The 23862-nt window shown below is 56.2% G+C and carries 24 protein-coding genes, 1 tRNA gene and 2 riboswitches; of the genes, 24 read left to right on the top strand and 1 reads right to left on the bottom strand.

The window, feature by feature from the left end; translation table 11 throughout:
* Positions 1-85 precede the first annotated feature (85 nt).
* The 9 genes from P0119_13125 to P0119_13085 all read left to right on the top strand — a co-directional run bounded on the left by P0119_13125 (position 86) and on the right by P0119_13085 (position 7088).
* Complete coding sequence (locus tag P0119_13125; protein ID MDF0667000.1) at positions 86-2164, top strand: sigma 54-interacting transcriptional regulator; 2079 nt, start codon at positions 86-88, stop codon at positions 2162-2164.
* 227 nt (positions 2165-2391) lie between these two features.
* Positions 2392-2847 (top strand): Spy/CpxP family protein refolding chaperone, encoded by a 456-nt coding sequence (locus P0119_13120; protein ID MDF0666999.1) that lies wholly within the window; start codon positions 2392-2394, stop codon positions 2845-2847.
* A gap of 9 nt (positions 2848-2856) precedes the next feature.
* Complete coding sequence (locus tag P0119_13115; protein MDF0666998.1) at positions 2857-3144, top strand: hypothetical protein; 288 nt, start codon at positions 2857-2859, stop codon at positions 3142-3144.
* A 150-nt stretch (positions 3145-3294) separates the two neighbouring features.
* Positions 3295-3591, top strand: a complete 297-nt coding sequence (locus P0119_13110; GenBank protein ID MDF0666997.1) for an antibiotic biosynthesis monooxygenase — start codon at positions 3295-3297, stop codon at positions 3589-3591.
* Between the two features lie 291 nt (positions 3592-3882).
* On the top strand, positions 3883-4521 hold the full coding sequence (locus P0119_13105; GenBank protein MDF0666996.1) for an NAD(P)H-binding protein: 639 nt from the start codon (positions 3883-3885) through the stop codon (positions 4519-4521).
* A gap of 315 nt (positions 4522-4836) precedes the next feature.
* Positions 4837-5067, top strand: a complete 231-nt coding sequence (locus P0119_13100) for a hypothetical protein (protein ID MDF0666995.1) — start codon at positions 4837-4839, stop codon at positions 5065-5067.
* Between the two features lie 255 nt (positions 5068-5322).
* Positions 5323-5397 (top strand) — tRNA-Gly (locus P0119_13095).
* A gap of 392 nt (positions 5398-5789) precedes the next feature.
* Complete coding sequence (locus P0119_13090; GenBank protein ID MDF0666994.1) at positions 5790-6572, top strand: hypothetical protein; 783 nt, start codon at positions 5790-5792, stop codon at positions 6570-6572.
* Positions 6573-6788: 216 nt separating this feature from the next.
* On the top strand, positions 6789-7088 hold the full coding sequence (locus P0119_13085) for a hypothetical protein (protein MDF0666993.1): 300 nt from the start codon (positions 6789-6791) through the stop codon (positions 7086-7088).
* Between the two features lie 23 nt (positions 7089-7111).
* On the opposite strand, the gene rpmB is transcribed toward P0119_13085, so the two are convergent.
* Positions 7112-7375, bottom strand: a complete 264-nt coding sequence (gene rpmB, locus P0119_13080) for a 50S ribosomal protein L28 (protein ID MDF0666992.1) — start codon at positions 7373-7375, stop codon at positions 7112-7114.
* Positions 7376-7529: 154 nt separating this feature from the next.
* Positions 7530-7785, top strand: a riboswitch (cobalamin riboswitch).
* 188 nt (positions 7786-7973) lie between these two features.
* Between rpmB and P0119_13075 the strand changes: the two genes are divergently transcribed.
* The 15 genes from P0119_13075 to P0119_13005 all read left to right on the top strand — a co-directional run bounded on the left by P0119_13075 (position 7974) and on the right by P0119_13005 (position 23687).
* On the top strand, positions 7974-8867 hold the full coding sequence (locus tag P0119_13075; GenBank protein MDF0666991.1) for a cobalamin-binding protein: 894 nt from the start codon (positions 7974-7976) through the stop codon (positions 8865-8867).
* 9 nt (positions 8868-8876) lie between these two features.
* Complete coding sequence (locus tag P0119_13070; GenBank protein MDF0666990.1) at positions 8877-10025, top strand: iron ABC transporter permease; 1149 nt, start codon at positions 8877-8879, stop codon at positions 10023-10025.
* The gene (locus P0119_13065; GenBank protein MDF0666989.1) at positions 10022-10924 is read left to right on the top strand and encodes an ABC transporter ATP-binding protein; all 903 of its coding nucleotides are present in this window, start codon (positions 10022-10024) and stop codon (positions 10922-10924) included. The genes P0119_13070 and P0119_13065 overlap by 4 nt, the downstream gene beginning before the upstream one ends.
* A 1-nt stretch (position 10925) precedes the next feature.
* Positions 10926-11696 carry a carbon-nitrogen hydrolase family protein gene (locus P0119_13060; GenBank protein MDF0666988.1) on the top strand — a complete coding sequence of 257 codons (771 nt, stop codon included), beginning with the start codon at positions 10926-10928 and terminating at the stop codon, positions 11694-11696.
* Between the two features lie 79 nt (positions 11697-11775).
* Positions 11776-11969, top strand: a riboswitch (cobalamin riboswitch).
* Positions 11970-11993: 24 nt separating this feature from the next.
* A complete protein-coding gene (locus tag P0119_13055; protein ID MDF0666987.1) occupies positions 11994-14018 on the top strand; it encodes a TonB-dependent receptor in 2025 nt (674 codons plus the stop codon).
* Positions 14019-14024: 6 nt separating this feature from the next.
* On the top strand, positions 14025-15437 hold the full coding sequence (locus tag P0119_13050) for a cobyrinate a,c-diamide synthase (protein MDF0666986.1): 1413 nt from the start codon (positions 14025-14027) through the stop codon (positions 15435-15437).
* Positions 15438-15725: 288 nt separating this feature from the next.
* Positions 15726-16409, top strand: coding sequence for a 5,6-dimethylbenzimidazole synthase (gene bluB, locus P0119_13045; GenBank protein ID MDF0666985.1), 684 nt, complete (start codon positions 15726-15728; stop codon positions 16407-16409).
* Positions 16406-17005 carry a cob(I)yrinic acid a,c-diamide adenosyltransferase gene (locus tag P0119_13040; GenBank protein ID MDF0666984.1) on the top strand — a complete coding sequence of 200 codons (600 nt, stop codon included), beginning with the start codon at positions 16406-16408 and terminating at the stop codon, positions 17003-17005. The genes bluB and P0119_13040 overlap by 4 nt, the downstream gene beginning before the upstream one ends.
* Positions 16983-17543, top strand: coding sequence for a bifunctional adenosylcobinamide kinase/adenosylcobinamide-phosphate guanylyltransferase (cobU, locus tag P0119_13035; protein MDF0666983.1), 561 nt, complete (start codon positions 16983-16985; stop codon positions 17541-17543). The genes P0119_13040 and cobU overlap by 23 nt, the downstream gene beginning before the upstream one ends.
* Before the next feature lie 11 nt (positions 17544-17554).
* A complete protein-coding gene (cobT, locus tag P0119_13030; GenBank protein ID MDF0666982.1) occupies positions 17555-18613 on the top strand; it encodes a nicotinate-nucleotide--dimethylbenzimidazole phosphoribosyltransferase in 1059 nt (352 codons plus the stop codon).
* Complete coding sequence (locus P0119_13025; GenBank protein MDF0666981.1) at positions 18610-19374, top strand: adenosylcobinamide-GDP ribazoletransferase; 765 nt, start codon at positions 18610-18612, stop codon at positions 19372-19374. Before cobT ends, P0119_13025 begins: the two co-directional genes overlap by 4 nt.
* The gene (gene cbiB, locus P0119_13020) at positions 19371-20327 is read left to right on the top strand and encodes an adenosylcobinamide-phosphate synthase CbiB (GenBank protein ID MDF0666980.1); all 957 of its coding nucleotides are present in this window, start codon (positions 19371-19373) and stop codon (positions 20325-20327) included. The genes P0119_13025 and cbiB overlap by 4 nt, the downstream gene beginning before the upstream one ends.
* On the top strand, positions 20315-21427 hold the full coding sequence (gene cobD / locus P0119_13015; protein ID MDF0666979.1) for a threonine-phosphate decarboxylase CobD: 1113 nt from the start codon (positions 20315-20317) through the stop codon (positions 21425-21427). Before cbiB ends, cobD begins: the two co-directional genes overlap by 13 nt.
* Entirely contained in the window at positions 21427-22149 is a 723-nt protein-coding gene (locus P0119_13010) for an adenosylcobinamide amidohydrolase (protein ID MDF0666978.1), read from the top strand. The genes cobD and P0119_13010 overlap by 1 nt, the downstream gene beginning before the upstream one ends.
* Positions 22146-23687 (top strand): cobyric acid synthase, encoded by a 1542-nt coding sequence (locus P0119_13005; protein MDF0666977.1) that lies wholly within the window; start codon positions 22146-22148, stop codon positions 23685-23687. Before P0119_13010 ends, P0119_13005 begins: the two co-directional genes overlap by 4 nt.
* Positions 23688-23862: the final 175 nt, after the last annotated feature.

Below are 23862 nucleotides of genomic sequence, written 5' to 3'. Positions count from 1 at the left end.
GCATTGAGCCCAGTATGATTGCTATAGTGGTGGCCGCAGGCCCAGTCTGAGGTAAAGCCGTTGTCTCTTGTGCTCGTGTCTGCTGATGGCTGACGAGTCGCCACATCTCGAATCCCGATACCAGTCTCACTTCGAAACGATGCTTGATGTTGCGGAATCAATTTCCGTTCACAGCGATTTGGCCTCCCTCTATCGGGACCTCGCGATGTTGCTGCCCCGTGTGGTCGACGCAAATTTCGTGGGCCTGTCCCTGTACGACGCCGAACGTCACGCCATGCGCCTCCATACCCTGCAAGCCAATGTCCCTGTCGACATTACCGGAGGTCATGTTCTCTCTGTGGACGAGTTACCAGCCGGGCTTGTCTGGCAAACGCAACGACCTTTGCTGGTACCGGATCTCTCGCAGGAGTCGCGCTGGCCCCAGGTAGTCCAGCTGATGCGGAAAGACGGCATCAATTCGTTTTGCTACGTCCCCTTGACCACCGCAGTGCGCCAATTGGGGGCTATGAGTTTCAGTAGTGTGCGCAAGCAGGCTTTTTCCGAATGCGAAATCGGGTTTTTGCTGCACGTGGGTAAGCAGGTGGCGGTGGCCGTCGAGAACGTGCTGAACCGCGAAGCGGCATCCTTGTCACAGAAGGAGACGGAGCGAGAGCGGGATCGGTTCCACCTACTCCTGAAGATGACCAACGCTATGGTCTCACAGCTGGATCTGCCCGAGGTGTTGCAAGCAGTGAGCGCCTGCTTGCGAGAGATCGTGCCACAAGAATATGCCTCTCTGATCCTTTACGACGAGGTCAACCAGCTGTTCCGCCTGCATGCGTTGGATTTTCCAGATAATCCCGGGTTGCTGTTCGAAGGATTTGTGGGGAGCGACGCAGCCACGCCGGCCACCCTTGCCTTACGGACAAGGCGGCCAGTGGTGATCAACGACCTGGAGGAACTGCAGCGCTATGGACATCAAGTAATTCGGATGTTAATTGAAAAGGGCTTCCAGTCGCTCTGTTGCCTGCCCCTCGTCGCCCACGATCGCGCCATGGGATGTCTCAACCTCGCGTCTCGTCAGGAACAGGCCTTCGCCGAATCGGACATCGAATTTCTTACGCAAGTCGCCGGGCAGATCGCCTTGGCCGTGGCCAATGCCTTAGCCTATCAAGAAATCACGCAACTGAGGAACAAACTGACCGAAGAAAAACTCTATCTCGAAGAAGAAATTCGCACGGAACGTGGGTTTGAAGAGATCATCGGCGACGGCAAGGCCTTAAAGCAGGTGCTCAAGCAAGTCAAGATCGTCGCGCCGACCGACTCCACCGTGTTAATCTTGGGCGAAACCGGAACCGGCAAGGAACTGATCGCCCGCGCGATCCACCGGTTCAGCAGTCGCAGCCGGCAAACGTTCGTAAAACTCAACTGCGCGGCCATTCCCAGTGGATTGTTGGAAAGCGAACTCTTCGGTCACGAACGAGGCGCCTTCACCGGCGCCATTTCCCAAAAGGTCGGCCGATTCGAACTGGTGGACAAAGGCACCATCTTTCTCGATGAAGTCGGCGACATTCCGCTGGAGCTGCAATCCAAGCTGCTGCGAGTCCTGCAGGAACAGGAATTCGAGCGACTGGGCAGTACGAAAACGCTTCGCGTAAACGTCCGCTTGGTTGCCGCGACGAACCGGGATCTCAAGAGCCTCGTGGAAGCGAAGGAGTTTCGGAGCGACTTGTACTATCGACTGAATGTCTTTCCGATCACGATGCCGGCCCTTCGGGATCGCCGTGAAGACATTCCCATCTTAGTCCGCTACTTCACGCAGCGCCATGCCGTTCGCATGCACAAGAACATTCAGACGATTCCCGCCAAGACGCTCGATGTACTCTCACAGTACGATTGGCCCGGCAACATCCGCGAATTGGAGAATCTTGTCGAGAGATCCGTCATTCTCACCCAAGGCACGGCGTTACAGGTGCCGCTCGGGGAACTCCGACTCGAACGCGGCTCAAGTGACGCTGCCACAGAAACTCTTCAGGGCACCGAGCGTGAACACATCCTACGTATCTTACGAGAAGCAAAGTGGGTCATCGGCGGTCCAAACGGAGCTGCGGTGAAGCTCGGCCTCAAGCGGACGACCCTTGGTTCCAAGCTGAAGAAGCTTGGGATTTCGCGCCCTCTCGGGTGACGATGCGCTTCGTCACGTGACGACTCTTCGTCACGCTGCATCATCACCTCTACGACTTGCATTCACCATCTGCACTCGAACCCTCCCGTCATTTGCGCTGGATTCAATAGGTTCCGTGCAGCTCTGCTGGACATCCAGAAACTGGAACGGTTCGTGATAGCTGTGTGAGTAGCATGCAGGGTACAAGCAGAGGCGACCATCATGTTTACAGACGGAAGGAGAGGGTCATGAACAAACATTTCATGAGAGCTGCGGTCGGCATAGCGGTCTTGGTTGGCCTGCTCGGGACGTCGGCTTGCTTCCGCCACCATACTCCGGCGGAACGGGCTGACTGGGTGACGGGAAAGATCGCTAGGCAGCTAGACCTCAATGATCAACAGAAGGCCAAACTGGCAGTCGTGAAGGACGAACTATTGGCCGCGCGCGCCGAGGCGCAGAAGGAACGCCGGGGCACCATGGAAGAAGTGATCGCTCAGGTGAAAACCGACCGGTTGGATGAGGCAAAGCTGGCCCAACTGATCGAGCAGCACCAAGCAGAGCGAACGCGCATGATGCAGCGGGTATTGCCCAGGGTGTCCGAATGGCACGCCAGCCTCCGTCCCGACCAGAAAGCCGAAGCCGCCAAGCTGATCGAGCGGTGGACGGACCACAGTCCATGGAACAAGATGGACCCGGCTGGGTAAAGAATCAGCATGCTGAGGGTCACGGTACAGGCCAGGCAGCCGGCCAGAATGGTCTTGGAAGGCACGTTAGCCGGCCCGTGGGTAGACGAAGCACGACAAGTCTGGCAGCGCTTGTCTCGGGAGACAGATGGCCCATTCGCTGTGGATCTCACCGGGTTGTCGCATATTGATCCTGAGGGCAGGCTGCTCTTGGCAACGATGTGGCAGGAAGGCGCCGACCTGCAGGCCAGCGGTTGTTATATCGAGGCGGTGTTGCAGGACATTACAGGATCCCAGGGAGGTAGTTTAGAGGAATGAAAATTGATTGAGACAAAAAAGGAGGTGTGCCATGTCGGTCACATTGATTTGAGTGGTTGCTCTATACAGACGGTGTTGCAGGACATTACAGGACCCCAGGGAGGTAGTTTAGAGAAGTGAAACTCTAATTAGATAAAAAGGAGATGCGCTATGCCAGTTACCTTGATCAACGTGTTTTCGGTCCCGAAAGCCAAAGAGGACGAATTTGTGAAGTGGTGGCAAGACATAAAGGTCGATATCACCAAGCAACCGGGCTATATCAGCGGCAAGTTTCATAAAAGTATCAAGCCCGACAGCAAATTCAACTTTATCAACGTTGCGCTCTGGGAAAATGAAGATGTCTATTGGAAGGCGTATGAGAAGAGCGTTACACCCATGAAAGCGATGCTGGGGCAACTGAACATTGAAATGACGCCGGCGCTCTATAACGTCCTTTTCGAGTACTGATGCAGCTTGCGACTGCGTCATTCCGAATGAGCGGATGCTTACGAGAGATTGCATTTGAGAGCCCCGCCCGGAAGGGCGGGGCTCTTTACTCCAAAAGATAAGGGAGGGCAGTGACTATGCCAGTCACCTTAACGCACATCTGCAGAAACACTGACCGAGAGCGAGCAGCGAGACGGGGATCCAAGACGCGCTAGTGCTCAGGAAGTAACCGGAATGGGCCGGCATCCCGCCCTTCCTTTGTCCCTATCTTCTTGGGATAGGCCTGTGAACAAGCCGAAAGGAGAAGTAGCAATGCAACCGTTGAGAGTACTGATCGTCGGCGTGGGTGGACTCGGGAAGTGCATGGTGCAGGAGGCTCTCGAGCGCGGCTTACGCGTTTCTGTTCTCGTGAGGGATCGGGCCAAGCTCGAGGCCGAATTGGCCGAAGAGATCCTCGCGAGGCTGAGCAAGACCAAGGTGGGCGATGGCACGCACATGAAGGTGCTAGACGAGGCTATGCCCGGAAGCGATGTGGTTTTGTCAGGCCGAGGCGCCGATCTTGACCTGGCCCGTGAGTTGGCGGCAGCAGTCAAGCGCAACGACATCAAGAAGCTCTGTTGGCCCGGCGGCACCACGAATGTCATGGCCGATGACGGCGTCACGCCAAACTACAAACGGCTTCTGCACTTGGGGAGTTGGGTCGAGGGCGCGTACCGCGCACACGGTGCATGTATCGATGCCATTCGTCAGGCTGATATCAACTATGTGATCTTCTGCCCGGGCCGCATGGACAGCGCTGGCTGGCGAAGCCCGGACGTGCGAAGGTCGGTGCGGATCAACCGCGACGCCGGCCCGTTCGTTTCATACGAGGATGCGGCATGGGTGATGCTCGAGGCTGCCACCACAAATACCTACGACGGTCAGCTCGTAAGTGCCGCGACGAAGTTCTAAGCCATACGCAACACAAAGACGAGAGATGTGATCGTAGAAGATTGTGGAAAACCTAACAACGGGTTGCAGTTGACGCTGTTCCGCAAGACGACAGACCTCGATCGATGACGACGATTTCGTCACCTGACGAAATCGTCGTCACTCTGCATCGTCACCACTACGACTTGGATGCATCATCTGCACCCGACCCCTCCTCTCATTCGCTCTTGATTCAATAGGTTACGTATAGCTCTGTTGGACATCCGAAAACTGGAACGGTTCGTGATAGGTCTGCGGGTAGCATGTACAGCACAAGCAGAGGTGACGATATTCGCCATGAAAGAGGTGACTACCATCGCGAAGGACGAAATGTTGGCCGGGCGTGCCGACTCGCAGAAGGAACGTCGGGTCGCCATGGAAGAAATCATCGCTCGGGTGAAAAGCGACCGGCTGGATGAGGCCAAGGTGGCCCAACTGATAGAGCGCCACCGCGCAGAACACACACGCACGATGCAGCGGGTGTTGCCTAAGGCGTCCGAATGGTATGTCAGTCTCCGTCCCGAATAGGAAGCAGAAGTCGTCAAGCTGATTCAGCGCTGGATAGGCCACAGTCCATGGAACAAGATGGACCCGGTTGAGTAAAGAATCGGCATGCTGCAGGAGAGCGCGAGTCGCTTTAGAGAAAAACTGTACCGGGAGTCTTTTTAGAAGGCCCTGACGTTCGGAATCATTGTCATTGGGCTCAATTGCATCGTCGATAACGAGCGAGATTTCTGTTCCTTGACTTGCGGTGAATTTCCCGCGTAGGATGCGATCCAGTGAGCGGGCGTAGCTCAGTGGTAGAGTCCTAGCTTCCCAAGCTAGTTGTCGTGGGTTCAAATCCCATCGCCCGCTCCAAACCTGCCATTGTCCTTCAGCGGGATTTGAACCCAGGACAAGGGGATTTCGAAAGGGGTGAGCCCCTTTCGTGGGGAGCGTGCGAGGGGGCTGGCCCCCTCTGCAGGAGCCGGGAAGCAAGGTTCAGGGCTGAACCGGCGACGGAGTGCGGTTCAAATCCCATCGCCCGCTCCAAACTTTCAGAAACTTTGCGTACAGTCTCCGCCGCCATAACTTTCTCCGTCACGATTCCGTTGGAAATCCGGCCATCCCATCCAATTTTAGACCAGCTATGAAAAGTCCAGTTCTCCTGACCCCATCTTAAGAAGGATTGGAGTTTTCCTGTACAGGCTGGTAGCAATGCCTCGCTACTTTTACAAGGCTCAGGTCTGGCTTCACCTAGGGAGACACATATGCAATTGAAACGGATTCAGGATCACGTTCTTATCTTATTGCTTCTCGTCGGCCTTTCTGCTTGTGGCGACGGTGGTGACACATCGACCCCATCTGCTACAGCGCCCCCTGCATCCCCTGCAGAGGGGCTTTGGACCGGGACCACCAACACCAACCGTACTGTGACGGGGGTTGTACTCGATGACGGCGTCTATTGGGTCCTGTATTCGATGGTTGGCGACCCCTCGTTCATCGCAGGTGTAGTCCAAGGGGGGAGCAGCTCACAAAATGGTGTCCTGACGTCTTCAAACGCCACGGACTTCAGTGTGGAGCGAGGAACAGCACCAACACTCAATGCTACGGTCGATGGTACCTATACGATGAAGCAACGTTTGGACGGCACGATTGTCTATCAGAACAACGCGCAGCCGCAAGACTCATTTACGACGACATACAGTAGTGATTATGAGTCGGCTCCGGATATCAATGCTGCGGCCGGAACCTATATCGGACCGGTAGCTGCAGGTGAAAACGTGTCCGTTACCGTATCCGCCACTGGAGCCATCACTGGTCGCTCTATTACTGATCTCTCTCCTACCGGATGCACGTTCAGCGGCTTATTTAAGCCGCGAGCACATGGAAATGTATTTGATGTGACCATCACATTCAATGGAGAGGGTGGTTGTAGCAACGGAACCGCTACTGTGAAGGGAGTTGGATTTTTTCATGCAGGAAAACTCTACAGCGCCGCATTGAATAGTGACAAGACGAACGGAGTTGTGTTTATCGGTACGAGGTCGTAATCGATAGCGCGCGAGACAGGACGCTCTCTTCTGGCGTCGGGTTCCGCTTCGATCTCAGTTTTCGATCCTTCCCCATCAAAACCTGCCAGAGCGACAGCTTGTTTGATCCTGGGCGGGTCGGTTGCCGTTGGGCGGTACCTCGCATAAGATCCTCCGATGTTGCATCAATGTCGTCGCGTTGACTTCACGAAAGGGGTAATCATGAGGCACAAGCAGATGATTGTGCTTTGCGGAATGGCATTCATCGGTGGGACATTCGGTGGTGTGATTAGTACTCAGTTACTTTCACCAAGACCGGTTGAGGCGCAGAAGCCAAATGGGGTGAACGCCGAGGAGTTCTTACTGTTGGATGCAAAGGGGAAAGCTCGAGCCGGTCTTGGGTTGGATGCGAACGGCGAAGTCGGGCTCGTCCTGAAGAGCAAGGACGGCAACCGTACCCTGACTCTCTCTCCTGATGAACGGTCAGTCATCAAACTGGTCGAGCGAGGAGGTCGGATTGTCTGGGAGGCGCCGTAGCCTCTTGTGGAGAAAAGAAGCCGTCAGACCGCTTTACGGACAAGCCCTGAACGCAAACATCGGGTGCACACCCGAATACGCCGATGGGTCTTGCCGATCATGGCACGAACAGTCTGGATATTAGGATTGAACACTCGCCTGGTTTTATTGTTCGCGTGACTGACATTGTTGCCGGATACAGGCTTCTTTTGGCAAATTTCACATTGTAACGCCACAGTCGTACTTCCTTTCCACTGAGTGGAGCCCACAGCCTTACAGCCGTGACTCTGTTGAGTTTCCAGCGACATCTCGTCGTAGGTGGATGAAATCGAAGTTGCGTGCGGATAGTACCATAGCCTACTGGATGCTCACAAGCGCCAGACCCCTTTGTGATGAAGCGGGGCATAATAAAGGCCGGGCATTATCGAACTTGACAAGATTTGGCGGTCTCTCCTATTGTGCTCAACACTATCACTCCTGAGTAAGGGAAGAGGGTGTGAATCCCTCGTGGTCCCGCCGCTGTCAATGGGGACGAAACCCGCGAGAACCACTGTCTGAAAGGCAGTGAAGAGTGATTGGTGACAAGTGATGAGTAGGTTCCAGTTGTTCTAACTCATTGCCCATCACCCATCACTCGTCACAACAGTTTTCGGATGGGAAGGCCGGGGAGTAGGGTGAACCATGAGCCAGAAGACCTGCTCGGAGAATTGACCGTCGTTCCCTCGAGGCTGGGGAACTGGTGAGGATGAGAAGCGGGTGCAATCCTCAAGGTCTATTCAGGCCTTGGGGATTTTTCTTTTGAGTCAATGGCATCGATATCGCCCAGTCGTGAGCATATGGCTGCTGGTGGTGCTGTCTGTGTTTCTTACACAGGCAGCTGAATGCGCGCAAGGAGGTTATGGTGAGATGAAGCGACGGCAACAGGGAATTCTCACCGGCATGCCGTTCATGGCGCATGTGTCATCGCGATCGTTTGTGGACGATGCCGGAAGGAATATCTATTTGGCGAAGCCGCCTGTCCGGATTATCTCCTTAGCTCCCAGCGTTACCGAAATGGTGTTTGCCATCGGCGCAGGAGACCGGCTGGTCGCCGTCACGGATTTTTGTGATTTCCCGCCCGAAGCGGCAGCCAAAGCAAAAATCGGCTACTCCAATCCCAATCTCGAAGCAGTGATGGCGCTTGAACCGGACCTTGTCTTGGCGCCGAAGGAATTTCTCAGGCCGGATATCATCGCGGCGTTGGAGCAACTCAAGGTGCCGGTGTTTGTGATGGCCGCGACAACGATCGAAGATATTCTGGCTCATCTCGGCACACTCGGCCGGATGTTAGGTCATCCGGCTGCGGCAAACGATTTGACGATGAATCTGAGACAGGAACTCATCGGGATTAAGTCACGGATGGAGAAAGCACCGCCGATCCGCGTGCTGTATGTCCTCAATAGTCAGCCGCTGATTACGGTGGGCCCGGGAAGTTTTATCGATCAGTTGATCAGACTCGCCGGTGGTGTCAACGTCGCGGCCAAGAGTGCCGCGCCCTATCCGCGTTTAAGCATGGAAACGGTGTTATTGGAAGACCCTGAGGTATTGATCTTTCCGGTGGGGCAGGCGGAAGGCATTTCCGAGAGTGAACAGCGAACATGGCGGCAGTGGACCGGGATGACTGCCGTCAAAGCAGGACGGCTGCGCCAGATTCCCTCCAGTATTGTGAACCGCCCAGGACCGCGTATCGTGCAGGCGCTACGGATGTTAGCGGAGATCGTGCATCCGGAGCTGGATCTGTCCTCGTCGGTGAATCGGTAAGGGGGTCCTATGGCAATACCGACTTCGCAACTCGCGCCGGTCGATTCGTCCCCGATCGTTTCTCCCCCGTTGACGAAAGATGGGGTTGAGCAGCTGCAGCAATGGAAGAACAGCGGAGCGATCCTGACGTTTCAGCGGTGGATCGCGATCATCGGCAGTCTACTAGTGGTGAGCTTGGCTCTGTGCCTGTTGTGCCTTCAGTTCGGAGCGACAAAGCTTGACATGGGAACCGTTCTGTCGACGTTGAGTGGATGGTCAGCTAGTGGAGCGCTCGATAAGGCAGGAACCGATACCTCCGCCGTGATCATGCTCCATATTCGTCTGCCCCGTGTCTTGACCGGTTTTCTCGTCGGAGGCAGTCTCGCGGTAGTGGGTGTGACGCTGCAAGCCCTCCTCAGAAACCCCTTGGCGGATCCCTATGTCCTTGGCGTCTCAAGCGGAGCAGCGTTGGGAGTGTCGTTAGCCATGCTGTTCGGCATCAGCACGACACTGGCGTTTCTGCCTGCGCTGCCCCTCTTCGGGTTTATCGGAGGGTTATTATCCCTGGGGGCGATGTATCGATTGGCTCGCTCGCGGGGGCGCTTGCCGATTCAGAGCATGTTGTTGGCCGGCGTTATTCTGAATGCCATGCTGACCGCGTTGATCATGTTCATCACATCGATTATGGACCCCAATCGGTCGGCCGGACTCATCGCGTGGTTGATGGGCTCCCTGATGGTGTCGAACTACGGCATCCTGTCGATGTTCGCACTGTATGTGGTGGGCGGAGCGTCTCTCCTTCTGCAGAAGGCTCAGATCATGAATATCCTGACTTTTGGCGAGGAGACAGCGCGTTCATTGGGTGTTGAGACTGAACGAGTAAAAAAACAATTGTTTTTCCTCGCTGCTCTGTTGACGGGAGCGGTCGTATCGGTGAGCGGCATGATCGGCTTTGTCGGCATGGTCGTGCCGCACGCGGTCCGCATGCTGGTCGGGTCCGATCATCGCGTGCTGTTACCGGCCTCGATGCTCGCGGGAGGAATGTTTCTCGTGGCGGCAGACACGGTCGCCCGCACCATCCTGGCACCGAGCGAAATTCCAGTGGGGATTGTCACGGCTCTCACCGGTGGCCCGATGTTTCTCTACCTGCTGCTATGGCGAAAGGATCAGTTGGTGTGATCGGCTCGAATCAGCGGCAGACCGCATCGGAAGCTTCGGCCAATGGGATCGCCCATGGCGCGTCCCGGTTCGCCTATGAAATCGAGTCCGTTCGATTTCGCTACCATGCAGGATCGGCGGATGGTGCCGACTGGATTCTCGATGGCGTGGGTTTTCAGGTCAACGTTGGAGAGGTTCTCGGCATCGTTGGGCCAAACGGGTCAGGAAAGACCTCGTTGATCAAAATACTGGCAAACATCCTCAGCCCGCACCAAGGAACGGTTCGTTTGTTTGCGGACGACTTGGCAGCCTTGATGCCACAAGATATGGCTCGTCTCATCGCCCATGTTCCTCAGGATACCCAACAGAGTTTTCCGTTTACCGTCGCGGAGACGGTCATGATGGGACGATTCGCTCAGCGGAGGCACACCTTGTGGTCTGGAGGTTTCAGTTGGGAAGACGAGGCAGATATTGCCGTTGCCGCGCAGGCCATGGCCACAGTCGACATTGCCCATCTTGCGAAGCGTCTGGTACCCGATCTTTCCGGCGGCGAGCGGCAACGGACCGTCATCGCCCGCGCCTTGGCTCAATCTCCGATGGTCCTGTTGCTCGACGAACCCACGGCGTTCCTCGATTTACAGCACCAAATCGACATCTGTCGGGTCATACGACAGCTCAAGGAAGAACGAGGGCTCACCATTGTGTTGGTCTCTCATGATTTGAATCTTGTGAGTCAGTATTGCGACCGAATTCTGTTGTTGGATCGCGGACGAGTGGCACGGCTCGGTTCTCCTGCTGAGGTCATTGAGCCTGGGACATTGGAAGCCGTATACCGATGCCGGGTATTGGTGGATCGGCATCCTGGTACCGGCTTGCCTCGGGTGACAGTTCCGGGACGTGCTCTGTCCGGTAGGACGTGACATGAGAAGGGGCAAGATCGCACTGCTTCATTTGGAGACGGTTCCCGGGGCAGTCACGCAGAACCGGTACGTGATTGTCGAGGCTATCAAGCATGCTGCCCGGAACGGGGCCGACTGGATCGTGACCCCTGAGCTTGCGGTCTGCGGACTGCAATTCGCACAGGTCGTCGGTTCAGATTGGATAGAGCCGCAGCCCGACCCCTGGATGCAACAGGTCTGCAAGCTGGTCAAGACATTGAAACGAACCGTATTTCTGGGGTGCCCGGAGCGCGACGGCAAGCGGTTCTACAATTCGGTGTTTGTCATCGGCCCGACCGGCGAGATCCTTGGTAAACATCGCAAGATCAACGTGATAAGCGATTCGCTGTCATGGTCGAGTCCCGGTGACAGCGCCGCTCCGATCGAGTGTGATGGGATCAAGGTCGGCGTACTTGTCTGCAGCGATGTCTATACGTCGAATATTGCCCGTGCACTTCAATTTGAAGGCGCGCAGATCTTCGTGTCTCCTGCCTCATGGGGCCCGGGGGTTCACGGTCCGAATGGGGAATGGGAGCAGCGGACCTATGAAACAGGACTTCCGTTGATCGTTTGTAATAGAACGGGCGCAGAGAAGACGCTGGATTTTTGGGACGCTCCGAGTCTTGTCGTGAAGGACGGCAGGCGGCTCCTCACCCATCGGTCCAAGAAATCCGCCGTGCTGACGTTCAGCTGGGATTTCGACAACATGGCTCTGCGTTCTCCACGATATGCCGTCGACTATGTCCGAAATTGAGGCGAGGGCTTTCGAATGCATGACAGATTGTAAAGGGCAGGAAGAGAGGCACCCCTCTCCTGCATGGGAAACTGGGTGCACAACAATTATTCTGGGGGATGCTTTAAGACCACACCGACAGCGACGGGGAAGATGGTGCAAATCCATCACGGTGCCGCCACTGTAAGCGGGGAGTGACTCTGCAACGTGCCACTGTGTGCCTTGGCGCATGGGAAGGCGCAGAGAAACGACGAGCCGCAAGTCAGGAGACCCGACTGCCGGGATTATCGACACCCTTCGAGTCAAAGGGAGGTTTTCATGTTGCGGTTTTCAGCCCGTCGTTGGTTCCGTGCCTGTGCTCTCATTCCATGGATGATCGCTCTCGCCTATCCTGCATCGGCTCAGGAGATTGCGATGGCCGACCAACCGGAGGTCGAAGTTCCGGAAGTCGTCGTGAGCGCCACCAAAACCCCAATGCCTGCCAAACAAGTCACGAGCGCCGTGGAGGTGATCACCGGCGAAGAGATGCAGCAGCGAAAGGTCAGGACAGTTGCAGAGGTGCTCCGCTGGGCACAAGGACTATCGGTCAACCAGAGCGGTGGGCCCGGCACGGTCGTGGATGTACGGATACGTGGGGGGACGCCGGAGCAGACGATGGTTTTAATCGACGGGGCGATCGTCAATAGTGCCACGATCGGCACGTATGACTTTGCCAACCTCACGTCCGACAACATTGAGCGGATCGAGATCTTGCGAGGAAGTCAGAGCATGCTGTGGGGATCGGATGCCATGGGGGGCGTGATCAACATCACAACAAAGCGGGGCCGTGGCAAGCCCAACATCTCCGGTTTTGCCGAGTACGGCTCGTTCGTCTCGCTTCGAGAAGGGGCCAATCTAGTCGGCAAGAAGGGCCCCATAGATTTTTCTGGGGCAATCACCCGCTGGGATACGGCCGGTTTTTCGGCGATCAATTATCGGCGTGGGGCGGCTGAGCGCGATGGATATCACAACTGGCAAGGATCCGTGAGATTCGGTGCCGACCTTCCAAAGGATGGAAGGCTGGATTTTAGTTTCCGTTGGATGGACGGCATCGTGAATTTTGACGGATTTGCGTTTAATCCAGTCACCTTTGCCTCCGATCCGGCGGATGTGTTGGGAGCAGGATCACAAAGCACGCAATACGTCTACGCAGGCACCTATGTGCAACCGATGACCACCTGGTGGTCGCAACAGCTGACCTTGTCACGAGCGACCGACAATCTTGTGAGCAACGGGGGAACGGTCGAACGTAACCTCGTGACCGGAGCGACAGGACCGATCGGGTTTCCCTTTATGTCTCAAATTGAGACAACGAGCAACCGGATTGAATGGCAGCACAATATCCAGGTCGGCAAACCGTTGTTGTTAACGGCAGGCTATCAGTTTCGGGAGCAGAAGGGCAGCAATATGGATCTGCTCACGCAGACAGCTACCTTTTCGGATAAGACACTCAGTAGCCAAGCAGGGTTCGGAGAAGCTCAGTTGAATCTCTGGGATCGTTTGTTCGGAACCGCCGGTGTTCGGTATGACGCCTACAACGTCTTCGGAAGCGCCACAACCTATCGTGTGACGGGTGGGTACCTGGTCAAGGAAACCGGCACAAAGCTGCGCGGGAGCTATGCCACCGGATTTCGTGCGCCGACGATCAACCAGCTGTTTTTCCCGGGATTCGGCAATCCGAATCTGCAACCGGAAAAAAGTCAGTCGTTGGATGCTGCCATCGAACAGACGCTGCCTCATGATCGAGGCAGCATCAGTGTCGGATATTTTTGGACGCGCTATCGTAACCTTATCTTGTCGGTGTTCGATCCGACCGAGTGTACGGCTCCTAATTCGTTCGGCTTCTGTGCTCAGAATGCGGGGTTGGCTAGGGCTCAAGGGGTAGAAGTGACCACGAAGCTGAAAGTGTTTCGCGACAAACCGTGGATAAAAAACTTGGATCTGCTTGTTCAGTATACCTACGCGGCTACCCAGGATCTCAGCAGTGGTCCCGATATACGTCTTCCCAAATGGCCGCTTAATCAAGTTTCGACGATCATCAGCTATCAGCCCATTGATGGTTTGCGCGCCAATCTGGAGGGACGCTACTTTGGCCAGCGATTTAACAGCGTTGGCAATGAAGGATCGATCCCGGCTTTTTTGGTCTGGAATCTGTCCGCAAGTTACGATGTCACGAAACAGATCCAAGCCTACTTGCGTTTCGACAACATCTTCAATGAAAAGTATGAAGAGGTCCTTTACTTCGGCACACCGATCCATTCGATCTTCGGCGGCCTGCGCATGAGTTACGATCTTCCGATCTAGCACACCATGAGACATTACCCACGATTGGTCATTGCCGGTACGTCGAGTGGCGTCGGCAAGACGACGGCGACATTGGCGATTCTGGCGGCCTTGCATGAGCGAGGCCGCCTGGTCCAGCCGTTCAAGGTTGGACCGGACTTTATCGACCCGAGTCATCACCGGTCGGCCACCGGCCGCCCGTCTCGAAATCTTGACGGGTGGATGCTGGGGGCGGACCTGAATCGTTCGACCTTTGCTCGTGCCGCAACCGATGCGGATATCTCCATTATCGAAGGTATGATGGGGCTGTTTGACGGCAGCTCGCCGGTGAACGAGGTGGGCAGCACGGCTGAATTGGCGAAGCAATTGAATGCCCCCGTGCTGCTCGTTGTCGACGGAAGTGCGATGGCCCGTTCCGCTGCGGCGATGGTGACTGGTTACGTGCGTTTCGACCCGGCGATTCATGTGGCGGGGGTGTTGTTCAATCGCGTCGGAAGTGAAGGCCATTACCAATTACTGAAGGCGGCGGTAGAACAGGCGACGGATGTGGTCCCTGTCGGATATTTGCGTTCGGATCCCGCTCTGACTATTCGCGATCGCCATCTGGGGCTTGTCATGGCAAGTGAGCAAGGCGAGGATCGGCTCTACCAGCGGTTAGCGAAGGTTGCACTGGAAACGGTCGATCTTGATCGTATCGAAGCCCTTGCCCATTCGAGCGAGACGTTTTCGTCAACAGCGTCTCCGTCGGTCATAAAGAGCGACGGTCGTACGGTTCGAATCGGCGTGGCACAGGATCGAGCGTTTTGTTTTTACTATCCGGAAAATCTTGAGTTGCTGGAGGCTGCCGGGGCTGAAATCGTGACGTTTTCTCCGTTGAACGACCATCTGTTGCCGGACGTCGAGATGTTGTATCTTGGCGGTGGATATCCGGAATTGCATGGCGAGGCTCTGGCCGAGAACGCGGCCATGCGGGCAGCCATCAAGCAGTTTGCCGAGCGCGGCGGTGCGGTCTATGCGGAGTGCGGCGGGATGATGTATCTCACGGAATCGATCCGCGATTTCAATGGCCGCTCGCATGGGATGGTCGGGATCTTTCCGGCTGAAGCAGTCATGCAGAAACAACGCCTCACGTTGGGATATAGAACGGTGGAATGTTCACGACGCTGCATGCTTGGTGACGTCGGCGTCACGGCACGAGGCCATGAGTTCCATTATTCCGCGTTGGTTCCGAGGGGGTCGCTGCAATATTCCTGCGCCCTGAGCGATGCCGAAGGACTTTCAAAGGGACAGGATGGGCTCACGGTCGGCAACGTGCTGGCGCTCTACACCCATCTGCACTTTGCCAGTCAGCCACAGGTCGGGACAGCGCTGGTGACGGCTGTTCGCCAATCTGCCGGTCGAATGTCTAGCGGGGGGCAATCGTGGCAGCCGATCGCGTGAGTGAGTTGCGGCAGGGGAAGCATCCCTTCCGAAGAGGCATCAAAGCACAGCCGGGGCGTGAATTGTGAGAGGACCGATCCAGAAAACCTGTGAGCACTGCGGACAAGCGTTTGAGTGCGGCGGCTACCAGTGCTGGTGTGGCAAGATCGGCATTACCGAGCAGCAGATGGTTTGGATCGCAACACGCTATAAGGAATGTCTCTGTCCCGTCTGTTTGGGAAAAATCGCGACCGGTGAGCTAGGGATTCGCCCATCATGAACGAGTGGTGTCACGGAGTGTCCTGAGTAATGCGGGTTGAAGGCCGGTTTTCGAATGCAGAGCGTACAGCGGTGTACCGCGCGATCTTCGAGCGCCGTGATGTCCGCCGCAACTTTCTGCCGACGCCGATTCCGGATCACATTGTGAAGCGTGTGTTGACCGCTGCCCACCATGCCGGGTCGGTTGGATTCATGCAGCCCTGGGATTTTGTGGTAGTCAGGGATCGCACAATCAAGAGTGCGGTGAAAAAATTGTTCCAGCAAGCCAATGCCGAAGCCGCAACACGGTACCAGGGAAAACGCGCTACGCTCTACCGAAACCTCAAGCTGGAGGGGATCGAGGAAGCTCCGATCAACATCGGCGTGACTTGCAGCCGTCAGCGGGGAGGGGCCCATGTGTTGGGTCGCTCCATGGTGCGTGACACGGACCTCTATAGCACTTGCTGCGCCATACAAAACCTGTGGCTGGCCGCACGTGCGGAAGGGATCGGAGTGGGCTGGGTCAGCATTCTTGATCACAGCGCCCTGAAACGCGTCTTGAGCGTGCCTAAGTCGGTCAAAGTACTGGCGTATCTTTGTCTGGGGTACGTATCGAACTTTGCGACTCAGCCGGATTTGGAACGTGCCGGATGGCGAGAGCGGATTCCGCTGGACCATCTCATTCACTATGAATCCTGGGGCCAGACGCTGACTGAGCGTAAGGGGAAACGATGATGCGGATTACCAAGGTCTATACCAGAACCGGCGATGCAGGGAAGACGAGATTGGCCGGTGGACAGCAAGTATGGAAGGACAGCTTGCGCGTCGAAGCCTACGGGGCGGTGGATGAGCTCAATGCCTCGATCGGTGTGGTACGGGTCATCAATGCCGACATGAACGAAGAAGTTGAGGCGGCTCGGCAACTCGAAGCAGAGTTGCGCTGGGTGCAAAACAAACTGTTCGACGTCGGCAGCATTCTTGCCACGGCGCCGGGACAGACGTTCAAGAACATGCCGCAGGTGGCGACGCAGGATGTTGTGCGCTTGGAAAAACTGATCGATCGCTGTCAGAAGGATTTGGAGCCGCTCAAAGAGTTCATTCTGCCTGGAGGAGGAAAAGTGTCCGGTTTTCTCCATCAAGCGAGGACGATCTGCCGCAGGGCCGAGCGGGTAGCTATAGCTCTGTCAAAAGCGGAGCCGGTCGATCCGACGATCATCAAGTTCCTCAATCGACTGAGCGATACGCTGTTCGTTTTGGGTCGCTGGGTGGCGAAGACGCAGGGAGAACCGGAGTTCTTATGGGAGCGCGATGTCGCAAAGAAAACCGAGTAACGGTCGATCCGCGCAACGAGCAAAAGGCCGCATCATCCTTGTGCTTGGTGGAGCGTCGTCAGGAAAGAGTGAGGCAGCTCTCCAGCTAGCCGGCTCACGAGGTCCACGCGCATTCGTTGCCACGGGGCAGGGCTTAGATGATGAAATGGCGGCACGAATCACTCGACATCAGGCTACAAGGTCGAGGGATTGGGAGACCGTTGAGGAGCCCCTTGAAGTGGATGCCTGGTTTGCCAAGCAGGGGCCTCGGTACCGGACGATTCTCTTCGATTGCGTCACCCTGTGGTTGAGTAATTTGGTCGGAACCGGCCTAAAGGAATCGGTCGTTCTCGCCCGAGTTGGAACACTCTTGCAGAGGATGCGGACCGTAGCTGCGAGGGTCGTCATCGTCAGCAATGAGTTGGGCTTCGGGCTAGTTCCGGCTGAGCCGTCGGTGCGAGCATTTCGTGATCTTGCCGGGCGGGTGAATCAGCAAATTGCCGTCGGAGCGGATGAAGTCCATCTCGTTGTCAGCGGAATATCGCTTCGTTTGAAGTGAGTAAGGGAGCCATGATGTCGATCCAGGACCTGTGTCGTCTGATTCAGCCGCTCGATAGAGGTGTGTATGCGAAAGCAAAAGATCGATTGGATCGGTTGACCAAACCGCCCGGCAGCCTCGGGCGCCTGGAAGAATTGGTGGCGTCCTACGTCGCCATCACGGGCGAGCTGAAGCCAACCGTTCCGCGCGCTGTGGTCTTTACCTTTGCCGCTGATCATGGAGTGGCTCTGGAAGGGGTGAGCGCTTATCCCCGGGAAGTCACGTCTCAAATGGTGTGGAATTTTCTACGAGGTGGAGCAGGGGTGAATGTGTTGGCACGGCATGCCGGTGTGGACGTGAGGGTCGTGGATATCGGAGTCAATTATGAGTTCGGCGCCCTGCCCGGGCTTCTTGATCGGAAAGTCATGAAGGGTACGCACAATCTAGCGATCGAGCCGGCGATGACGCGCAACCAAGCGGAACAGGCTGTGATGGTCGGGGTCGAGCTGGCGACTGAGGTAGCGCGAGAAGGATTCGGCCTGATTGGGACAGGTGAAATGGGTATCGGCAATACGACGCCCAGCGCCGCTATCACGGCGGTAATGACCGGTCGACCTGCAGCAGAAGCGACTGGACATGGGACCGGCATCGACGAGTCAGGCGTTCTACGCAAGGTGGCGGTGATCCAGCAGGCGCTGGACCTGCATCGCCCGAACCCGGATGACGCGCTCGATGTCCTGACGAAGGTCGGGGGCCTAGAAATCGCTGGATTGGCCGGGCTGATACTTGGTGCAGCGGGCGCGCGGGTGCCTGTCGTATTGGATGGCTTTATTGCCGGTGCAGCGGCGTTGATCGCTGTCGGGCTTCAGCCATTGTGTCGTGAGTATCTCATTGCCTCTCATCGCTCGGTCGAGCGGGGCCATCGTATAGTCTTGGACCATCTGAGATTGCAACCGCTGTTGGATCTCGACTTGCGTCTTGGGGAAGGGACGGGGGCTTGTTTGGGGATGGATCTGGTCTGTGCCGCGATCAAGATCTATACGGAGATGGCGACATTCGATGAAGCAGGCGTGTCGGAGCGCAACAGATGACGACCCTGGTTCGGCCGTTCCTCTTCGCATGGCACTTTTTGACTGCGGTTCCGCTCAGTCGGAGCCATCACGAGCCAACGGCGATGGAGTTGGCCTCATCGATGGCCTGGTATTCCACCGTCGGTCTTCTGATCGGTGGGACATTAGCACTGGCGGACGCGGTGCTGACGAAGCTGTTTGCGTCAGAAGTCGTGAATGTATTATTGATCGTGCTGCTCATTGCCTTCACTCGAGGGTTACATCAGGACGGCCTGGCTGACACGCTTGACGGGATTGCCGGTGGCAGAACATCGGCTGCTCGCCTCGCTATCATGCGTGACCCGAGGATCGGGGCGATCGGAGCGACCGGCCTGTTTTTGTCGTTGATCCTCCGCTATGCAGCGCTCATGGCCCTCCCACATCCCCTCCGAGTGCCGGCTCTTGTCTGTATGCCGGCGCTCGGCCGTTGGGCGATGGTCATCTTGGCCTGGCTGTCTCCTTATGCAAGGACAGAGGGAGGCTTGGCGGCGCCGTTCCTCGTTCATTTGTCCTTCCTTCACGTGCTGGGATCGACATTGGTACTTGCCACAGCGCTCATGCTGGCGTTCGGTATCTCCGGGACAGTAGCAATACTTGTTGGCGGTAGCGCCGTGATCGTTATGGTTCAAGCAGGTTGTCGAACCTTGTTCGGTGGGATTACGGGGGATACGTTAGGGGCGACGAACGAACTTGTGGAGATCCTTTTCTTGCTCATCGTTCCGCTGGTGCTCGTCCTGTCATGACAGGAAGCGAGCTCCTCCTCGCAGCAGGTGTCGATGCCGTTGCAGGGGATCCTCAATGGTTTCCCCATCCCGTTCGCGCAATGGGGACAGTGATTACCTGGTGCGATAAAAACGCCAGAAAAGTCTGTCGTTATTCCTACGCCTTACGTGCATACGGTGTCTTGCTGGCTCTCGGTTTGCCATTGGGTGTGTTCGCTCTCTCTCGCGAAGCCGTCACCATGGCTGAGGGTATAGCCTGGTGGTTCGGAAGCCTCTTGTCGATCGCCATGGGGTGGACCACACTTGCCGGTCGCGATTTGTGGGATCACGTTCGTGAGGTAAGGAGGCGACTTGAACAGGGCGACCTCACTGGCGCTCGTCACGCTCTCACTAGGATTGTCGGGCGGGATACTGAGCGGTTATCGGAAGAGGAAGTTGTTCGGGCAACGATTGAAACAACGGCTGAAAGCACGAATGACGGGATCATTGCGCCGTTGTTTTATCTTGTCGTAGGTGGAGCGCCTCTCGCGCTTGCCTACAAAGCGGTGAACACAATGGATTCTATGATCGGTCACAAGGACGAACGGTATATCGATTTCGGCTGGGCCTCCGCTCGGTTGGATGACGTGGCCAACTGGATCCCAGCCCGTCTATCTGCCGTCCTTATTCTCCTGGCTGCCGGCCTGGTCATGGGCGGCGGTGCGCCTATCAGAACGGGATGGCATATATTGTGGCGTGACGGCGGGAAACATCCTAGTCCGAACAGCGGACGGCCGGAGGCAGCGATGGCCGGCTCGTTGGGCATTCAATTGGGAGGGATCAATTATTATGATGGCGTGCCTCACGAACGGCCAGTGATCGGAACAGGCACTCGTTGGCTTGTTTTGATGGATCTTACGATCGCATCTCGGATTATGATTGTCGCCTGTCTTCTGGGTGTCATCCTTGCGGTAGGAACGGCGTGGCTCGTCTGAAGCGTCAAGTGCATGGCGGCAATATTTACGCAGCGTCGCGTGAACTTGGCCGAGACCTCACCAAGCTCATTGACTTTAGTGCCAGTATCAATCCACTGGGGCCATCCCCACGCGTCCGGCGTGCCATCACTAACGCTCGTCACCTCCTGACTCATTATCCAGACCCGGATTGTTGGGAACTACGTCAGGCGCTTGCCAGGTTGTGGCAACGATCTCCGGCGCACATTGTTGTAGGAAACGGCTCGACGGAATTGATCGATGCGCTTCCTCGCGCACTCCGGATACAACATCTCCTAGTAGTGCAACCCACTTTTTCCGAGTATGCAGCAGCGATGACACGAATCGGTGGGCGTATCAGCGCTGTATCGGCTGTGCGCGCCGAGCAATACGCGCAACCGATCGATGGCCTCTGCCGTCTGATAGAGCAGAAGCGGAATGGATCGGACGCCTTCCATGGAGTCATGCTCTGCAACCCCAATAGTCCTAGTGGGCAAGCATGCTCTGTCGATGAGGTTCGGCGATTGGCACGAGTCGTTCAACGACGTGGCCTGTGGTTGATGATCGATGAAGCGTTTGTCGATTATTGCCCAGAACGGTCATTCATTCCCCAAGCGTCCTCATGGCCGCGTGTCGTGATCTTGCGTAGCCTGACCAAGTTCTACGCCTTACCAGGTTTGCGGATCGGATACGCAGTTGCACAGCCTCCCGTGATCGAGTTGTTACGTAGGCAAGTACCGCCATGGTCAGTAAATGCCCTGGGGCAGGTAGCCGCGCTCGCGGCCTTGGAGGATTCGACCCATGCTCGAAAGAGCATGCAGTTTATGGCGAAAGAACGAGAACGGTTTGGAAAACTGCTTGCTGCCTTGCCCGGCTGTTCAGTGATGCCGACGCACGCCAATTATTTCCTTATGGAGTTGCCTCGTGGCCGAAACGCGCGTGAAGTGAGCGGGCAGTTGCGCAATGAGGGGCTGTTGATTCGCGATTGTTCATCCGTTCCAGGATGCAACGCTCGTTCGATCCGGCTTGCCGTACGATCCCCACAAGAGAATGACAGGCTCATCCAAGTTTTGTCGAATCTGCTTCACCACGAAGCGTCGTGATGAAGGAAGCTACCACTCAGGTCAGCACTCGGCATCAAGTGATCGGACAGACGCTCGTGATCAATCTCGGAGGTCGGAGGCGTGTCCTTTCATCCGCCCCGCAAGGTGGTGGATTCAGGTCTGCCTCACACATCATCAATCATCAAGTGGATGCGAACCCTGGTATGAATGGGCATTTCCCCGATCCAGCTCGTTGCTTACGAAAGCTGGCTTCACAGCTCAAGGTCGGATCCTGCACTGTCGGACTCATGACCGCCGTCCCGATGACACAGCTGGTCACGTCCCGAGTTTCGGCAGACGAACTCTGGGTAGAATGTTTTGCCACGGTCGGCGTCACGAATGCGGTCCGTGCCGGAGAGTGGCCACAGTATCTCGTTCATCGAAAGGACAGACGTTCGGCGAGAATGGGAACGATCAATCTCATCCTCATCACGAATGGTAGTCTCTCAACTTCAGCCATGGTTGGAGTGGTGCAGGTTGCCACGGAGACAAAGACAGGCGTCTTGCGCGACCATGCCATACCGAGTTGGAAAGGGAGAGACCTTGCGACTGGGACCGGTACCGATGCGGTGGTCATTGCGTGCTGCCTGCGCGGTGAGGGACCGCTGCATACCTACAGCGGGACCCACACGATTTTCGGCGCGCTGGTCGGAAGAGCGGTCTCCGCTTGTGTCTCCCGCGGCTTAGCCATGGCAAAGAAGTGGCAGAAGCTGCACCAATGAAGGCGCGAGCGCTCGCAATCCTCGGTACCGGCTCAGATGTGGGGAAGAGTTTGATCACAGCCGCAATCTGTCGTCTGCTTTATCGTACTGGTGTTCGTGTCGCACCATTCAAAGCCCAAAACATGTCGTTGAATTCGTTTGTCACTCCTGAGGGCCGCGAAATCGGTAGAGCTCAGGCTCTGCAAGCAGCGGCGTGCGGTATTCCACCACATGTTGACATGAATCCGATCCTCCTCAAGCCGGAATCCGACAACTGCTCACAGGTGGTTGTCCTGGGAAAGCTGTGTGGGAAACGTGAGGCATCGACGTACTTCGACGGACGACGAGGGCTCTGGTCTGTGGTCGAAGAAAGCTACGCTCGATTGGCAAATCAGTACGACGTGCTCGTCATCGAAGGAGCCGGGAGTGCAGCGGAAGTCAATCTCCGCGCGCATGATCTGGTCAATTGGCCGGTTGCCAAATTGGCTGATGCGCAGGTCGTACTGGTTGCCGATATCGATCGGGGTGGGGTGTTTGCGCAAGTTCTTGGAACGTTAGATTTGCTGGACCCGGACGAACGCACCAGGGTTCGGGGGATCATCGTCAATAAATTCCGTGGTGATGCCAGGCTATTCGCTGATGGGGTGAAGTTCTTGGAAGCACGAAGCGGGCTGCCCGTCTTGGGAGTTGTCCCGTTTCTCCGCGATCTGATGCTCGATCAAGAAGATAGCCTCGATCTCGATCGGAACTTACGAGTAGGCTTTGCATCCGACCGACTCAATGTTGCCGTCATTGTACTGCCGCATATGAGCAACTTTACCGATTTCAATATTGTGGCGTCTGAAGCAGATGTCGCATTGAAGTATGTGATTTCACCCTCGATGCTGGCCGAAGCCGACATCGTGATGATCCCAGGGAGCAAGAATACGTTGGCAGACCTTTCCTACTTGAAGGAAGCAGGATATGTCCCCGTGCTGGACAACCATCTACAGAGTCGTCGCGAACTGATCGGTGTTTGTGGTGGCTATCAAATGCTCGGTCGCTGGATTTCAGATCCTCACGAGGTCGAGCAAGGCGGTACAAGCTGTGGATTGGGCTACTTGAATACCGAAACTGAGCTCAAGCAAGTCAAGCGCACCACACAAGTCGAAGCAAGCGCGGAGGGCGTCTTCGCGCGAAAGAAGATCGTGGTCCGTGGGTATCAGATCCACATGGGCGTCACGCGACGGGTGAACGAACTTCCATGTTTTAGTGTTCGCTGCCATTCAGTACTGGGTGAGGAAGCCCGCCTATTGATCCCCGCGAGCGAAGCAGAGTTCGATGGAGCCGTTCGAAAAGACGGCCTTGTGTGGGGCACGTATATCCATGGAGTGTTTGATGAGCCTGGCTTTCGCCGAGTCTGGCTCAATCGTGCTCGTGTGAGGAAAGGGCTTCCGCCTCTCGACGAGCTCGTCTCAAGGACAGTCACGGTACGATCACGGGGTGAACTTGATCGCTGGGCTGATCACGTCGCTCATAACCTCGATTTGACCCGCCTCATCGGATATCTCCACCAATAATTTCCGGCAGGAAGCAAAGTAACCCCTCTCGACATTTGTCGTCTCGTTCCTTCCCAGCATGGTTCCACGGATTCCCGCGCCGGTATCTGCTCCAATTTCTCCAAAGGAGTGCCGATATTCACCGTTTTCTTGCCAACTATCAGCAAGTGGTTACACTGCTTGAGAACAGCGCGAA

Origin of the sequence: Nitrospira sp. (assembly GCA_029194665.1) — a bacterium.
Taxonomy (GTDB): domain Bacteria; phylum Nitrospirota; class Nitrospiria; order Nitrospirales; family Nitrospiraceae; genus Nitrospira_D.
This window is presented reverse-complemented; position numbering and strand designations above follow the sequence as displayed.